Source organism: Pseudomonas sp. PDM24, assembly GCF_019218905.1.
Taxonomy (GTDB): Bacteria; Pseudomonadota; Gammaproteobacteria; order Pseudomonadales; family Pseudomonadaceae; genus Aquipseudomonas.
Map to the genome: position 1 here is coordinate 589,158 of NZ_JAHUWR010000002.1, position 15,276 is coordinate 604,433.

The following is a 15,276-nucleotide window of genomic DNA, read 5'->3' on the forward strand; positions in this document are numbered from 1 at the left end:
GTGGCGCAGCCGCCCCAAAAGGGTTGATACATTCTTCCAGGTAGACCGCATCAGCCGGTTTACGACGGCTGCGCCGCCGAGCGGGAGCAAGCTCCCTCGCCACGAACTGTAGGGCAGCCCGAAGCATGGCGCCGGGCTGGTGGTGCACAACAAACTGCTGACCTACCGGGATAAGCATTACCGCTATGACGCGTCTGGCCGGATGATCGAAAAACGCAGCGCTAAACGGGACTAGGTTACGACGCCGAGAGTCGATTGATTGAAGTGCGCAACAAAAACGGCAGTGTGGTCAGGATGACCTACGACCCGCTGGGCCGGCGCATCGAAAAAACCGAGCACGACACCAACGGCTACCCACTCGGCGAGGTTGAAAACCCCATATATCAGGAAAGGATTGTTATATGAAAGATTTAGCAGATAAAAAACCCACGTTGGCAGATGAAATAGTGGCCATCATGGCCTCGGGCAATGAGCTCGACGTGCAAAACAAAAAAGATGAAGCCCAAACCTTGTACCAAAAAGCATGGGACTTGCTTCCTGAGCCAAAACTTGAATGGACACCTCTGTCGTCATGGGTCACAGGTTCTTTTTTCAACCTGCACTTCGACAACGGTGACTTTGAGGCCGCTAAAGATTGGGCACAAAAGACCTTGGATGGCCGAGAGTCAGATATCGATACAGGTCCGTTGATCAACTTGGGAATGGTCTACTTTGAACTGGAAGATCATTCACAGGCTTATAAATACTTTGACGATGCTTATAGCTTCGGTAAGGCACGAGCCTTTCAAGAAAGACCAAAAAAATATCTGAAGTTCTATTTAAATAAAAAAGCCTGACCATGACCGAGGGCTCTAGGACCGATTCACCGAGATCAACGGTACCTCCTGCCTGACGATTACGTAGGCAACCCCAATCCTGATCAAAAATGGTTTTCCAGTCGGTCCCACGCCAATGCCCGACAGTGTTTGTTTAAAAGCCTTGTAGGTAACGCCATGAAAGCTACAACACCTTGCGTCGTTGCCTACGGCTACGCCAGAATCCGCCGGCTTGTGCGCTTTGGGGCCAGTCGGTAACTTGATTCGTGTCACTGATCGTCAGTGGTCGGGTTTAGTCGCCCGCTGGTAATTGAAGTTGTTCAAGCGTCCGTCAGACAGGTATTTCCTACCTGCATTTGATGGTAGCTGTGCGTAGGGCACCTTTGGGTGCGCCGGCTTCTTCAATTCCCCGGTCCGACTAACCTGCGTACAGCTGCCACCCCCTTCGTTTAGTCGGCGAAGAGGTGTCAGCATCACTCAAGGAATTGAAGATCATGTTCAAAGTTACACCCAACCCACCGGACACCGATCCGGTCTCCCCATATGAAAGTCCCAATTCAAAAAAACTCAACGACGCCGCCGAGCGCGCCCTCGACCATCACTTCCCGCCAGCCGAACCAAAGCCACCGAAACGCAAAGGCCAACTCTTCAGCGTCTGCCCGGGCATCAACACTGAAGCCCTCCTCGCCAATGCCTCGGAAGATATCTTGTCCATCAGCGCCATCGCCGCCGACCTCGCCGACGACGTGGACGGTTCACGCCGCTCCGTAGCCCTGTCGCTCAGCCGCCTGGCCGACGGGGTGCATTTGTTGGTAGAGCGAGCGCTGGACCACCTGAATGAGCCGGAAATAGCAGCGATTCTCGCCAGGAAACAAAGCCGAGTCGGCTGATCCGCCAGACAGAAAAAATGGGCACCCAACCTCGTTGGCGTGCCCATTTTTTATCCCGCTCGCCCGCTGTGCGGGAAGTCGGTGCGTGTTACGGATTAACGCTGTCTTTCAAAGACTTGCCTGGCTTGAACGCAACAGTGTTGCTGGCCTTGATTTTGACTGGCTCACCGGTCTGCGGGTTCTTGCCCGTACGGGCACCGCGATGGCGTTGCAGGAAGGTGCCGAAGCCCACCAGCGTGACGCTGTCTTTGCGGTGCAGAGCGCCGGTGATTTCTTCGAGAACGGCGTTGAGAACGCGGTTGGCCTGTTCTTTGGTGAGGTCTGCTTTTTCCGCAATTGCAGCGGCGAGTTCTGGTTTACGCATTAGTGAAGCCCCTTTGACGGTTTTTTGTTGTTATGTCCGTGCTGTTCTCGTTGGAACAGCGCCTAAGGCGCCGCAGGTGCTCTACTCTGCGGCAGACGGGAGTGAGAATGGCACGCGCTTTAGAGCGGCGCCAGTCTCCCCGCGACCTTTGTGGCGGCAAAAGCGGGGTGATTCCGACAGAACGACCGCTATTTACGCCAGCAAGGCCGGAAGCTCTTTGTTCAGGGCGAGTTTTTCCATCACCGCCGCGCCTGTCAGGGCATAGCCCAGCAATTTGCCGGCGCTGTCGCGGCAGAGCACCTTGATGTCCGCGCCCTGCCCTTCGACCGTCCAGACGCCTTCCGCGCCCCGTGGTGGCGGCGAAACCACCAATGGGCAGACCGGTGTTTTCACGGTGATCGGCATCGGGCCATAACTCACCGCTGTAGGGTTTCCGGCGAGGGTCTGGGCCAGCGCTCTCGCACAACTCATGAGGGGCATGACGTACAGCAGATTCAGCCCATCGACCTCGGCGCAGTCGCCCAGGGCGTAAATGTTGGCGTGGGAGGTTTTCAGGTGACGGTCGACCACCACGCCGCGATTGACCTGCACCCCGGCAGCGGCCGCCAGGTCGATACGCGGACGCAGACCGATCGCCGAGACCACCACATCGCAAGGGATGACCTGGCCGTCGGACAGGTGCGCTTCCAGGCCGTCTGCCACTCGCTGCAAGCGATTGAGCACCGGCCCGAGGTGGAAGCGCGCGCCCAGGCTTTCCAGGCCGGCCTGGACCGCAGCGGCCGCCGCCGGGTGCAGCAAGGTCGGCATGACCTGTTCGCACGGTGCAACCAGTTGCACCTCGTAACCACCGAGAATCAGGTCGTTGGCGAATTCGCAGCCGATCAAACCGGCGCCCAGCAGCAACACCCGACGTTTGCCGGCCGCGGCCGCGCGAAAGCGTGCGTAGTCTTCAAGGTCGTTGATCGGGAAAACGGCATCGGCCGCGTCGCCTTCGATCGGCACCCGCACGGTTTCCGCGCCCCAGGCCAGGATCAGGTCACGGTAGATCACCGCTTCTTCGCCGATCCACAGACGCTTGTGGCCCGGATCGATGCCGCTGATGCGCGTGTGGGTGCGCACTTCGGCCTTCAATTGCTCGGCCATGGCGCCCGGTTCCGCCATGCTCAGGCCGTCGGCGTCTTTATTCTTGCCGAAGCCGGTAGAGAGCATCGGCTTGGAGTAGGAGCGCCCATCATCTGCGGTAATCAGCAGCAGCGGGGTTTCGCCATCGAGTTTGCGAAACTCCCGGGCCAGGTTGTAGCCAGCCAGCCCAGTGCCGACGATCACGACAGGTGCGTTCATTCCTTGCTCCTTGCTTGTCTTAGTTGATTTCAATCATTTCGAAATCCATCTTGCCCACGCCGCAGTCCGGGCACAGCCAGTCTTCCGGCACGTCCTGCCACGGTGTGCCCGCCGCAATACCGTCGTCCGGCCAGCCCTCGGCTTCGTTATAGATCAGGCCGCAGACCACACATTGCCACTTTTTCATTCAGGTATTTCCTCGGGATTCAGGCTTTTGCCGGCGCGAACGGTCGATAGGTGGAGCGCTGCCGTCCGGCTCAGGGCGTTTTGTACTGATCGCGCCCGGCAGATGCAAGCCTGTTCGGCGCAACGGCAGGCAGGGCCAATCAAATTCGCCACCTGACATGGTAAGCTCGCCGCCTCATTTGCTGCCAATAATGACTCACTGTGCCGCACTCAAAATCCCCCTCCGCGATACCGCTCTGGCTCCCTCGAAGCCAACTGACGCCCCTTCCCGACACGTCTACGCTCGATTGGCTGTTCGATGAAGGGTCGCTGACCCGGCGCTTGATCCGTCTGTCGAATGATGGCTTCAGCGTCACGCCGCTGTTCGAAGGCTGGCAACCGCTGCGCGCCGATGAATGTGCCGCGCTGGAGCTGGCCGAAGGCAGTGAAGGCTGGGTGCGCGAGGTGTATCTGCGCGGGCACGGTGAAGCCTGGGTGTTTGCCCGCAGCGTGGCAGCGCGTAGCGCGTTGCAGGGCGACGGGTTGCATATGGATGAATTGGGCAGCCGTTCGCTGGGCGAATTGCTGTTTTGTGATCAGGCATTTCAGCGCCGGGCCATTGAGGTTTGTCACTATCCTCAGGCATGGCTACCGATGGATGCTCAGGCGCCTGAATTATGGGGCCGGCGCTCGCGTTTCGACCGCGGCGCCTTGAGCGTGCTGGTGGCCGAGATTTTCCTGCCGACCTTGTGGAGCGCCGCCCGCGCCCATCCGGAGAATTGCTGATGTACCAGAGCCTGCTCAAGTCCCTGAATCGCTTGAACCCACGGGCCTGGGATTTCATTCAGTTGACCCGCATGGATAAGCCGATCGGCATTTATTTGCTGCTGTGGCCGACGTTGTGGGCACTCTGGATTGCCGGTGAAGGTTCGCCGTCATTGGCCAATATCGTGATTTTCGTGCTCGGCGTGGTACTGACCCGTGCCGGCGGTTGCGTGATCAACGATTGGGCGGACCGTAAGGTCGACGGCCACGTGAAACGCACCGAACAGCGGCCACTGGTAAGCGGCAAGATCAGCTCCAAAGAAGCCCTGGTGTTCTTTGCGGTGCTAATGGGCGTGAGCTTTTTGCTGGTGCTGTGTACTAACGCGAAGACCATGTGGCTGTCGCTGGGCGGTTTGGCCCTGGCGTTCAGTTATCCATTTATGAAGCGCTACACCTACTACCCGCAAGTGGTGCTGGGCGCGGCGTTTTCCTGGGGCATGCCGATGGCGTTCACCGCCCAAACCGGTGAACTGCCGGCGGCGGCCTGGTTATTGTGGATCGCCAACTTGTTGTGGACCGTTGGCTACGACACCTATTACGCCATGACCGACCGCGACGACGATCTGAAAATCGGGGTGAAATCCACAGCGATTCTGTTTGGCGACGCCGACAGGGTGATCATTCTGACTTTGCAGGGGTTGGCATTGGGATGCCTGCTGCTGGCGGGTTCGAAATTCCATCTAGGTGGCTGGTTCCACCTCGGGCTAATGGCGGCGGCGGGTTGTTTTGCATGGGAGTTCTGGTACACCCGCAGCAAGGACCGGATGCGTTGCTTCCAGGCGTTTTTGCACAATCATTGGGCCGGGTTGGCGATTTTTGTCGGGATTGTGCTGGATTACGCGTTGCGTTGACCGTTGGAAAAGATCGCAGCCTGTGCCAGCTCCAACAGAGGGATGGAGCGACTGCAGGCCGCGAACTGTTTACGGCGCAGGCGAATCGCTTATTTATGCTCGCGCATGATGTGCCAGACGTTCTTCATATTGTCGCCTGCCATGTCACCGGGTTTTTTGTCCTTCATGAAGGTGTAAAGCGGCTTGCCATCATAGGCCCACTGCATCTTACCGTCGTCACGCTTGATCGTGCTCCACTTGCCTTCGGGCTTGGCGCCCGCCGGCGCCATCATTGGCGGCCAGTATTCAGCGCACTCGCCGTTGCACATCGACTTACCGCCTGAGTCCTTGTCGTATGTGTACACCGTCATGCCCTTGTGATCGACCATCATTCCGTCTTTCATCATGGCCGGATCGGCAGCAAAGGCCAGGGACGGCAGCGTTAGCGCAGCCGTGACCAGCAGGGCCTTCCAGGATTGAGCAATGTGATTCATGGAAACCTTCCTCTTGTGGTTGTCAGGATTCGGACTTAGAGCTTAGTTCAGGATCACGACAATCGCAGGACGGCTAAAATACTGTCACACGACTGCAATAATTCCGTTATCTAATGCGGCGCAAGACAGTTAAATGACAAGAGGATTAACGCATGGTTGGCAGGAGCATTCTGATCGTCGACGACGAAGCGCCCATTCGCGAAATGATCGCCGTTGCGTTGGAAATGGCCGGCTATGACTGCCTGGAGGCGGAGAACTCGCAGCAGGCCCATGCCATTATCGTCGACCGTAAGCCGGACCTTATTTTGCTCGACTGGATGCTGCCCGGCACCTCTGGCATCGAACTGGCCCGCCGCCTCAAGCGCGATGAGCTGACCGGGGATATCCCGATCATCATGCTCACCGCCAAGGGCGAAGAGGACAACAAGATCCAGGGCCTGGAAGTCGGCGCCGATGACTACATCACCAAACCGTTTTCCCCGCGAGAGCTGGTGGCGCGCCTGAAAGCCGTGCTACGCCGCGCCGGTCCGACCGATGGCGAAGCGCCGATCGAAGTCGGCGGCCTGCTGCTGGACCCGATCAGCCACCGCGTGACCATCGACGGCAAACCCGCCGAGATGGGCCCGACCGAATACCGTTTGCTGCAATTTTTCATGACCCACCAGGAACGTGCCTACACCCGCGGCCAGTTGCTGGATCAGGTCTGGGGCGGCAATGTCTATGTCGAAGAGCGCACCGTCGATGTGCACATCCGTCGCCTGCGCAAAGCCCTCGGCGATGCTTACGAAAATCTGGTACAAACCGTGCGCGGCACCGGTTACCGGTTTTCCACCAAGGCCTGAGCCGACCGCCAGACTCGCTGACAAGGACGCATTTTTCCGTGAACCAAAACTGGCATGGCACCCTGATTCGCCACATGCTGTTGCTGGTCACCGCCTGCCTGGTGATCGGCCTGATCACCGGCTTCTACGGCTGGAGCCTCGCCGTGGGCCTGGGCCTTTATCTGGCCTGGACCCTCAAGCAACTGCTGCGTTTGCACGAATGGCTACGCCTGCACAAACCCGATGAAGCACCGCCCGATGGCTATGGCCTGTGGGGCGAAGTGTTCGACAGCATTTACCACCTGCAACGCCGCGACCAACGAGTGCGCGGACGCCTGCAAGCGGTGATCGACCGGGTCCAGGAATCCACCGCCGCGCTCAAAGACGCGGTAATCATGCTCGACAGCGACGGCAACCTGGAATGGTGGAACCGCGCCGCCGAAACCTTGCTTGGCCTCAAGACCCCCCAGGACAGCGGCCAGCCCGTGACCAATCTGGTGCGCCATCCGCGCTTCAAGGAATACTTCGAGCAGGACAGCTACGCCGAGCCGCTGGAAATCCCTTCGCCGATCAATGATCGCCTGCGCATTCAGCTGTACATCACCCGTTATGGCAACAACGAACACTTGATGCTGGTGCGCGACGTGACGCGTATCCATCAGCTGGAGCAGATGCGCAAAGACTTCATCGCCAACGTCTCCCACGAACTGCGCACACCGCTAACGGTGATCTGCGGCTACCTGGAAACCCTGCTCGACAACGTCGAGGAAGTGAACCCGCGCTGGACCCGTGCCCTGCAGCAGATGCAACAGCAAGGCGGGCGCATGCAGACCTTGCTCAACGATTTGCTGCTGCTGGCCAAACTGGAAGCCACCGATTACCCGTCGGACAATCAACCGGTGTCCATCGACAGCCTGCTGCAATCGATCAAGGGCGACGCTCAGCAACTGTCCGGTCAACGTAATCAGCACATCACCCTGGAAGCCGATCCGACGATTCTGCTCAAGGGTAGCGAAGCAGAATTGCGTAGCGCGTTTTCCAACCTGGTGTTCAACGCAGTGAAGTACACACCGGCCGAGGGCAATATCCGCATTCGCTGGTGGGGTGACGATCAAGGCGCACACCTGAGCGTGCAGGATTCGGGGATCGGCATCGACAGCAAACACTTGCCGCGCCTGACTGAACGCTTCTATCGCGTCGATTCCAGCCGCAACTCCAACACCGGCGGCACAGGGCTGGGGCTGGCCATCGTCAAACATGTGTTGCTGCGCCACCGGGCACGTATGGAAATCAGCAGTGTGCCGGGCCACGGCAGCACGTTCACTTGCCATTTTGCGCCAGCCCAAGTGACAAAATCCCGCGTCATCAGTGCCGCCGATTGATACCGGCCAGCACTCGCCACTAGGCAATTGCCCGGTCAGCCGCTACATTGGCTGACTTGTGCCTGCCCTTCAGGCGCACTTTTTTCTTTCCTTTCGAATACACGGAACCCGCAAAACTCCATCATGGACCCTTCCCCTGGCTTGACCCTCGCAACAATATTCGCCGATTTCGGCATGATTCTTTTTGCTCTGATCCTGGTTTTGCTCAACGGCTTTTTCGTTGCGGCAGAATTTGCCATGGTCAAATTGCGCTCGACCCGAGTCGAAGCCATCGCTGAAAAGCACGGTTGGCGCGGGCATATCCTGCGTACCGTACACAGTCAGCTCGATGCTTATCTCTCAGCCTGCCAATTGGGTATCACCCTCGCCTCGCTGGGGCTGGGCTGGGTCGGCGAACCCGCGTTCGCGCACCTTCTGGCACCCGTGCTGAGTGCCGTGGGCGTGGATTCCGCTGAGGTGGTGAAGGCCGTTTCGTTCTTCACGGCGTTCTTCATCATTTCGTACCTGCACATCGTGGTCGGCGAACTGGCCCCGAAATCCTGGGCCATCCGCAAACCCGAGCTGTTGTCGCTCTGGACGGCGGGACCGCTGTACCTGTTCTACTGGGCCATGTACCCGGCCATCTACCTGCTCAACGCCAGCGCCAACCAAATCCTGCGCATCGCCGGCCAGGGTGAACCCGGCCCGCACCATGAGCACCATTACAGCCGTGAAGAGCTGAAGCTGATCCTGCATTCCAGCCGTGGCCAGGACCCGAGCGACCAAGGCATGCGCGTGTTGGCCTCGGCAGTGGAAATGGGCGAGCTGGAAGTGGTCGACTGGGCCAACTCCCGGGAAGACCTGGTCACGCTGGAGTTCAACGCGCCGCTCAAGGAAATTCTGGCGATGTTCCGTCGCCACAAGTTCAGCCGCTACCCGGTGTATGACAGCGAGCGCCAGGAGTTCGTCGGCCTGCTGCACATCAAGGATTTGCTGCTGGAACTGGCCGCGCTGGATCACATTCCCGAGTCGTTCAACCTCGCCGAACTGACCCGGCCGCTGGAGCGCGTGTCGCGCCACATGCCGCTGTCGCAGTTGCTGGAACAATTCCGCAAGGGCGGTTCACATTTCGCTCTGGTCGAGGAAGCCGACGGTAACATCATCGGCTACCTGACCATGGAAGACGTGCTGGAAGTGTTGGTGGGCGACATTCAGGACGAACACCGCAAGGCCGAACGCGGGATCCTCGCGTATCAACCGGGCAAACTGCTGGTACGGGGCGATACGCCGCTGTTCAAGGTTGAACGCCTGTTGGGCATCGATCTGGACCACATCGAAGCGGAAACCCTCGCCGGGCTGGTCTACGAAACCCTGAAACGGGTGCCGGAAGAGGAAGAAGTGCTGGAAGTCGAAGGCTTGCGGATCATCATCAAGAAGATGAAAGGGCCGAAGATCATTTTGGCGAAGGTGTTGATGCTGGACTAAGCGATCCCTGACCGGATCCGTGTTGATCCCTTCGCGAGCAAGCCCGCTCCCACACTTGTTATGCGTCGATCACATAAATAGGGTTCGACGCCGATCAAATGTGGGAGCGGGCTTGCTCGCGAATGCGTCAGACCAGACAACCCATTACTGCTTGCCCAACGCAAAGTTGGGCAACGCGCCTACCGGTTGATTGAACTGGTACGGAATCGATACCAGCCCCAACCCGGTGTTGCGCTGCACCACGAAGTGCAGGTGCGGGCCGCTGCTGTTGCCGGTGTTGCCCGACAGCGCCAGCGCACTGCCCACCGTCACTCGCTGACCTTCCCGTACGCTGACCGAACCTTTCTTGAGGTGCAGGTACACGCCCATGGTCCCGTCATCGTGCAACACCCGCACGAAATTGCCCGACGGATCGTTGCCGCGCCCGGTCTGGCCATTCTCGGTTTTCACCACCATGCCACCGCGCGCCGCGATGATAGGCGTGCCTTCGGGCATGGCGATGTCCATCGCATAACGGTTCTTTGGCCCGTAGTGGCTGTATTGGCCATTGGCGCCTTGACTCAGCCGAAACGGCCCACCGCGCCAGGGTAATGGATATCGATAGGCCATGGCGGCCCCTGCGGGGTCGCCCAGGGAATATTCGAACTTCGGGGTATACGCCAGCGGCCTTCCGGCCTTCGTCGCCTTGAGCAGCGCCAGACGAATGTTACTGCGCGCCGGCATAACCCGACGAATCGGTCGGCTCGGCGCGCCGCTGACATTATTCAGCCCGGAAAAACTCAGCTCGATCTCGACGGGCGCATACAGATCGTTGCGCACGAACACACTGTCCATGCCCCTCTGCTTCTTGATATCGAGGTACACCTGCCGCTCAAGGCGCTCGACCATCCGGTCGCGAAAAACGAACACCTTCGCGCCTTTGGTGGGGCGGTCGCTGTAAGAGACCACGCCACTGGCGTTGGTGGACCGGTAAATCGTCATGGCCACAGCCGAGGTGGAGGCCATGAACAGACCACAGAAAAACAGCAGGCGCGCGAGCATGGGCAAGATTCTGTCGAGTAAGGCCTGGAAAGGAGCCTAGCAGCTGAAATGGACCAGCGTAGTCAACAGATGTTTCAAAATGGGCGGTTCAGGGGATGTGCGGTGAATTCGATGGCCCCTTCGCGGGCAAGCCTCGCTCCCACAGGTAAACGGTGAACCTGTAGGAGCGAGGCTTGCCCGCGAAGGCGTACGAGAAGGCGACGCCGGGCTTATGCGCCCGGTACGAAATGCTTCTGCGCGGTGCCACGGGCGATCAGGCGGGAGATGTAGTCGAGCTTCTGCGCATCCTGGTCGACAAAGCGGAAAGTCAGTTGCAGCCATTCGCTGTCAGGTTTCGGCTCGAAGGCGACGATGGCATGCAGGTAGCCGTTGAGGCGGGCGATTTCAGCGTTATCGCCCTGCTCCAGGTCGAGCACGGCGCTGTCGAGGACTTGCGGCAGCGTGTCGGTGCGTTTCACCACCAGCAGCGCTTCCTTGATGCTCAAGGCCTTGATCACGCATTGCTGGGTGCCGCTTGGCAGGCGCAGTTGGCCTTGGCCACGACCGCCAGCTGATGCTGCGGCGGCAGCAGGCGCCTTGATCGGCGGGCTGTTAAGCAAGCCGCGAGACGGTGCGGCGGCCGGGGCTGGCGCGGCGGCGGCAGGTTTGGCGAATGGGTTGACCGGTGCCGCCGATGGCGTGACCACGGCTGCCTTGCCACCCGTGAGCGCGCTAAGGGAGTCGTTGCCGAACGCCGAATTCATTTTGGTCGGCGCACTGTTCATCAAGGTGTCGAGCTTGCCGACCTTGTTCAGTGCCTGCTTGACCTTGGTCAGCAGTTGCTCGTTGGTGAACGGCTTGCTGACGTAGCCCGAAACCCCGGCCTGAATCGCCTGGACGACGTTCTCTTTGTCGCCACGGCTGGTGACCATCACGAACGGCATGGTCTTGAGGTTGTCCTGCTCGCGGCACCAGGTCAGCAGTTCCAGACCGGACATTTCCGGCATTTCCCAGTCGCACAGAACCAGGTCGAACGCTTCTTTGGCCAGCATGGCCTGGGCCTTTTTGCCGTTGACTGCATCTTCGGTCCGGATCCCCGGGAAGTAGTTGCGCAGGCACTTCTTCACCAGGTCACGAATGAACGACGCATCGTCCACGACCAACACACTGATCTTGCTCATCCAACACCCCTTTAAAAATCCCGGCAAGCATAACGCTGGCTGATGGCACTTTGCCAAAACTCTTCAGTCACGCCGGGACTTTTCGTTCGCGGGTGCTGCTTTTCAATTCAAAAGCCACACAAACAAAAACGCCCAGCCAAAAGGCCGGGCGCTTTTCTTGGGCAATCTTACTTATCGTCAGCTTTGCCCGGAACATTAGCGGTTTCGGCACTTGTGCCTTCAACTTCTTCCTTCATGCGCTTGAGGCCCAAGTGACGCACGTCGGTGCCGCGCACCAGGTAAATCACCAGTTCCGAGATATTGCGCGCGTGGTCGCCGATCCGCTCCAGGGAACGCAGTACCCAGATAATGCTCAAGACCCGCGAGATAGAGCGCGGGTCTTCCATCATGTAGGTGGCGAGTTCACGCAGTGCGGTCTTGTATTCGCGGTCGATGATCTTGTCGTACTGCGCCACCGACAACGCCAGGTCGGCGTCGAAGCGGGCAAACGCGTCCAGCGCATCGCGAACCATGTTGCGCACCTGGTCGCCGATGTGGCGAACCTCGACGTAACCGCGCGGCGCTTCGCCTTCTTCGCACAACTGAATGGCACGGCGGGCGATCTTGGTGGCTTCGTCGCCGATGCGCTCCAGGTCGATCACCGATTTGGAGATGCTGATGATCAAACGCAAGTCCGACGCCGCCGGTTGGCGACGGGCCAGAATGCGCAGGCATTCTTCGTCGATGTTGCGTTCCATCTGGTTGATCTGGTCGTCGATCTCACGCACTTGCTGGGCCAGACCGGAGTCGGCCTCGATCAGCGCGGTGACCGCGTCATTGACCTGCTTTTCCACCAGCCCGCCCATGGCCAGGAGGTGGCTGCGCACTTCCTCGAGCTCAGCGTTGAACTGCTGGGAGATGTGATGGGTAAGGCCTTCTTTACTAATCATGTTGGCGTCCTTGGAGCGTCCGGTAAGGTGCGGTGGACCGCAGCGTCAGTTCAGTGAGCAACAACAGCTTCCTAGCCGTAACGACCGGTAATGTAGTCTTCGGTCTGCTTCTTCGCCGGATTGGTGAACAGGGTGTCGGTGTCGCCGAATTCCACCAGTTTGCCCATGTACATGAACGCCGTGTAGTCGGAAACCCGCGCGGCCTGTTGCATGTTGTGGGTCACGATAACAATGGTGAACTTGGATTTCAGTTCGTAGATCAGTTCTTCGACTTTCAGCGTGGAGATCGGGTCGAGTGCCGAGCATGGTTCATCGAGCAACAGTACTTCCGGCTCCACGGCGATGGTGCGGGCAATCACCAGACGTTGCTGCTGACCACCGGACAGGCCGAGTGCCGACTCGTGTAGACGGTCTTTGACCTCATCCCACAGCGCCGCGCCTTTCAACGCCCACTCGACGGCTTCGTCGAGGATGCGTTTCTTGTTGATGCCCTGAATGCGCAGGCCGTAAACCACGTTTTCGTAGATGGTTTTCGGGAACGGGTTAGGCTTCTGGAACACCATGCCGACCCGGCGACGCAACTCGGCCACGTCCTCGCCCTTGCGGTAGATGTTGTTGCCGTAGAGGTTGATCGCGCCGTCGACGCGGCAGCCATCCACCAGGTCATTCATGCGGTTGAAGGTGCGCAGCAGCGTGGACTTGCCGCAGCCGGACGGACCGATGAAGGCGGTCACGCGCTGTTTCGGGATGTTCATGCTGACGTCGAACAGCGCCTGTTTGTCGCCATAAAACAGGCTCAGGCCCGGTACTTCGATGGCCACGGTTTCCTGCTCGAGGCTCAGGCTCTGTTTGTCGCGGCCCAGGGCCGACATGTTGATGCCGTGAGTATGTGCTTCGTGCTGCATGGGAGGCTCCCTGTGCTAACAAATTCGGTTCGGGACGCCACTTGTGGCATGCCCAATAAATGTTCGGTTGGACGCGATCCAGTGTGGAAGCGGGCTTGCTCGCGAAGAGGTCAGCACATTCAACATCAATGCTGCCTGACCCACCGCTTTCGCGAGCAAGCCCGCTCCCACATGGAAATCAGCTATCCAGCGCTTTGTATTTTTCGCGCAGATGGTTACGGATATAAACCGCCGACAAGTTGAGCGTGGCGATCACCAGCACCAGCAGCAATGCGGTGGCGTAGACCAGTGGCCGCGCGGCTTCGACGTTCGGGCTCTGGAAGCCGACGTCATAAATGTGGAAGCCCAAGTGCATGATCTTCTGGTCCAGGTGCAAATACGGGTAGTTACCATCCAGCGGCAGCGATGGCGCCAGTTTCACCACACCCACCAGCATCAGCGGCGCCACTTCACCGGCGGCACGGGCCACCGCGAGGATCATCCCGGTCATCATCGCCGGGCTGGCCATTGGCAGCACGATCTTCCACAAAGTTTCGGCCTTGGTCGCGCCAAGGGCCAACGAACCTTCGCGCACGGTGCGAGGAATCCGCGCCAGGCCTTCTTCGGTGGCCACGATCACCACCGGCACGGCCAGCAGGGCCAGGGTCAGCGAGGCCCAGAGCAGGCCCGGCGTACCAAAGGTCGGCGCCGGCAGTGCTTCAGGGAAGAACAACCGGTCGACCGAACCGCCGAGCACGTAGACGAAGAAGCCCAGACCGAACACGCCGTAAACGATGGCCGGAACACCCGCCAGGTTGTTCACCGCGATGCGGATCAAGCGAGTCATTGGCCCCTGACGTGCATATTCACGCAGGTAGACCGCCGCCAGCACGCCGAACGGCGTTACGATCATCGCCATGATCAGGGTCATCATCACGGTGCCGAAAATCGCCGGGAAAATCCCGCCTTCGGTGTTGGCTTCACGCGGGTCGTCACTGAGGAATTCCCAGACCTTGCTGAAGTAGAAGCCGATCTTGGTGAAGGTGCCCATGGCGTTCGGCTGGTAGGCGTGAACCACTTTGCCAATGCCGATTTCGACTTCTTTACCGTTGGCATCGCGAGCAGTCAGGCTGTCGCGGTTGAACTGAGCGTGCAGGTCGTTCAGACGCGCTTCGATGTCCTGATAACGGGCATTCAGCTCAGCGCGCTCGGACTCCAGGTCCGCTTGCGCGGCAGCGTCGAGACGGCCGTCCAGTTCCAGTTTGCGACCGTGCAGACGCACACGTTCGAGACCGGCGTTGATCGCGCCGATGTCGGCCTTTTCCAGGGTCTTGAGCTGTGCGGCGAGCTGGTTGACGCGATCGACACGCGCCTGCAACTCAGGCCATGCGGCCTCACCTTCAGCGATGACCTTGCCATCCTGTTTGACGTTGACCAGGTAGCCGTAGAAATTGCCCCACTCGCGACGCTCGATGGCCATCAGCTCAGGCGGGGTTTTCTGGTTGGTCAGCCACTCGCCGACAATCCAGGTGAAGTCGGTGCCGTTCAGATCACGGTTGCCGACCTTGATCAGCTCGCGGGTCATGAACTCCGGGCCCTGATCGGGCACCGGCAGGCCAGCGCTTTTCAGGCGCTCGCGTGGCACTTCTTCCTTCTGCACCACTTCGCCGATGACGAGGTGATTGGCTTGGCCCGGCACGTCGTAACTGGCGTGGATCAGGTCCGCCGGCCAGAAGTGACCCAGGCCGCGCACGGCAATCACCGCCAGCAGGCCAATGGTCATGATGACCGCAATGGACACCGCGCCACCGCTGATCCAGACGCCGGGGGCGCCGCTCTTGAACCATCCATTCAGGGAGTTCTGTTTCACA

16 protein-coding genes and 1 pseudogene are annotated in these 15,276 nt (G+C 59.4%); 8 read left to right on the forward strand and 9 right to left on the reverse strand.

All coding sequences use genetic code 11. The features are described 5' to 3' along the window. Positions 1-118 precede the first annotated feature (118 nt). From KW837_RS29040 to KW837_RS10580, 3 genes and pseudogenes are all read left to right on the forward strand, one after another. Positions 119-366, forward strand: a pseudogene (locus KW837_RS29040) (hypothetical protein); the annotation flags it as partial. A 35-nt stretch (positions 367-401) separates the two neighbouring features. After that, the gene (locus KW837_RS10575) at positions 402-836 is read left to right on the forward strand and encodes a hypothetical protein (RefSeq protein ID WP_218395577.1); all 435 of its coding nucleotides are present in this window, start codon (positions 402-404) and stop codon (positions 834-836) included. Between the two features lie 473 nt (positions 837-1,309). After that, on the forward strand, positions 1,310-1,705 hold the full coding sequence (locus KW837_RS10580) for a DUF6124 family protein (RefSeq protein ID WP_218395579.1): 396 nt from the start codon (positions 1,310-1,312) through the stop codon (positions 1,703-1,705). Between the two features lie 88 nt (positions 1,706-1,793). Here the strand turns inward: KW837_RS10580 and KW837_RS10585 are convergent, their stop codons facing one another. The 3 genes from KW837_RS10585 to KW837_RS10595 form a co-directional block, all read right to left on the reverse strand. Beyond that, the gene (locus KW837_RS10585) at positions 1,794-2,069 is read right to left on the reverse strand and encodes an HU family DNA-binding protein (protein ID WP_003213368.1); all 276 of its coding nucleotides are present in this window, start codon (positions 2,067-2,069) and stop codon (positions 1,794-1,796) included. Between the two features lie 192 nt (positions 2,070-2,261). Further along, on the reverse strand, positions 2,262-3,410 hold the full coding sequence (locus KW837_RS10590; protein ID WP_218395581.1) for an NAD(P)/FAD-dependent oxidoreductase: 1,149 nt from the start codon (positions 3,408-3,410) through the stop codon (positions 2,262-2,264). A gap of 19 nt (positions 3,411-3,429) precedes the next feature. Beyond that, a complete protein-coding gene (locus tag KW837_RS10595) occupies positions 3,430-3,597 on the reverse strand; it encodes a rubredoxin (protein ID WP_007896465.1) in 168 nt (55 codons plus the stop codon). Between the two features lie 200 nt (positions 3,598-3,797). Between KW837_RS10595 and KW837_RS10600 the strand changes: the two genes are divergently transcribed. Beyond that, positions 3,798-4,361, forward strand: coding sequence for a chorismate lyase (locus KW837_RS10600; protein WP_218395583.1), 564 nt, complete (start codon positions 3,798-3,800; stop codon positions 4,359-4,361). Further along, complete coding sequence (ubiA, locus tag KW837_RS10605; RefSeq protein ID WP_218395585.1) at positions 4,361-5,251, forward strand: 4-hydroxybenzoate octaprenyltransferase; 891 nt, start codon at positions 4,361-4,363, stop codon at positions 5,249-5,251. The genes KW837_RS10600 and ubiA overlap by 1 nt, the downstream gene beginning before the upstream one ends. A gap of 89 nt (positions 5,252-5,340) precedes the next feature. Here the strand turns inward: ubiA and KW837_RS10610 are convergent, their stop codons facing one another. Further along, positions 5,341-5,724 carry a hypothetical protein gene (locus KW837_RS10610; protein ID WP_218395587.1) on the reverse strand — a complete coding sequence of 128 codons (384 nt, stop codon included), beginning with the start codon at positions 5,722-5,724 and terminating at the stop codon, positions 5,341-5,343. 152 nt (positions 5,725-5,876) lie between these two features. Here KW837_RS10610 and phoB point away from each other — a divergent pair, with 152 nt between their 5' ends. The 3 genes from phoB to KW837_RS10625 all read left to right on the forward strand — a co-directional run bounded on the left by phoB (position 5,877) and on the right by KW837_RS10625 (position 9,391). Continuing rightward, positions 5,877-6,566, forward strand: a complete 690-nt coding sequence (gene phoB, locus KW837_RS10615) for a phosphate regulon transcriptional regulator PhoB (RefSeq protein ID WP_007896474.1) — start codon at positions 5,877-5,879, stop codon at positions 6,564-6,566. Between the two features lie 38 nt (positions 6,567-6,604). Next, positions 6,605-7,927, forward strand: coding sequence for a phosphate regulon sensor histidine kinase PhoR (gene phoR / locus KW837_RS10620; RefSeq protein WP_218395589.1), 1,323 nt, complete (start codon positions 6,605-6,607; stop codon positions 7,925-7,927). A 123-nt stretch (positions 7,928-8,050) separates the two neighbouring features. After that, on the forward strand, positions 8,051-9,391 hold the full coding sequence (locus tag KW837_RS10625; protein WP_218395591.1) for a hemolysin family protein: 1,341 nt from the start codon (positions 8,051-8,053) through the stop codon (positions 9,389-9,391). A 144-nt stretch (positions 9,392-9,535) separates the two neighbouring features. Here the strand turns inward: KW837_RS10625 and KW837_RS10630 are convergent, their stop codons facing one another. From KW837_RS10630 to pstA, 5 genes are all read right to left on the reverse strand, one after another. Beyond that, the gene (locus KW837_RS10630; RefSeq protein WP_218395593.1) at positions 9,536-10,432 is read right to left on the reverse strand and encodes a peptidoglycan DD-metalloendopeptidase family protein; all 897 of its coding nucleotides are present in this window, start codon (positions 10,430-10,432) and stop codon (positions 9,536-9,538) included. Between the two features lie 209 nt (positions 10,433-10,641). Further along, positions 10,642-11,592 carry a response regulator gene (locus KW837_RS10635; protein ID WP_218395594.1) on the reverse strand — a complete coding sequence of 317 codons (951 nt, stop codon included), beginning with the start codon at positions 11,590-11,592 and terminating at the stop codon, positions 10,642-10,644. A 167-nt stretch (positions 11,593-11,759) separates the two neighbouring features. After that, entirely contained in the window at positions 11,760-12,521 is a 762-nt protein-coding gene (gene phoU / locus KW837_RS10640) for a phosphate signaling complex protein PhoU (RefSeq protein WP_008073516.1), read from the reverse strand. A gap of 71 nt (positions 12,522-12,592) precedes the next feature. Continuing rightward, on the reverse strand, positions 12,593-13,426 hold the full coding sequence (gene pstB / locus KW837_RS10645) for a phosphate ABC transporter ATP-binding protein PstB (protein WP_095052363.1): 834 nt from the start codon (positions 13,424-13,426) through the stop codon (positions 12,593-12,595). 178 nt (positions 13,427-13,604) lie between these two features. Then, positions 13,605-15,275, reverse strand: coding sequence for a phosphate ABC transporter permease PstA (pstA, locus tag KW837_RS10650; protein WP_218395595.1), 1,671 nt, complete (start codon positions 15,273-15,275; stop codon positions 13,605-13,607). Between the last annotated feature and the right edge of the window lies 1 nt (position 15,276).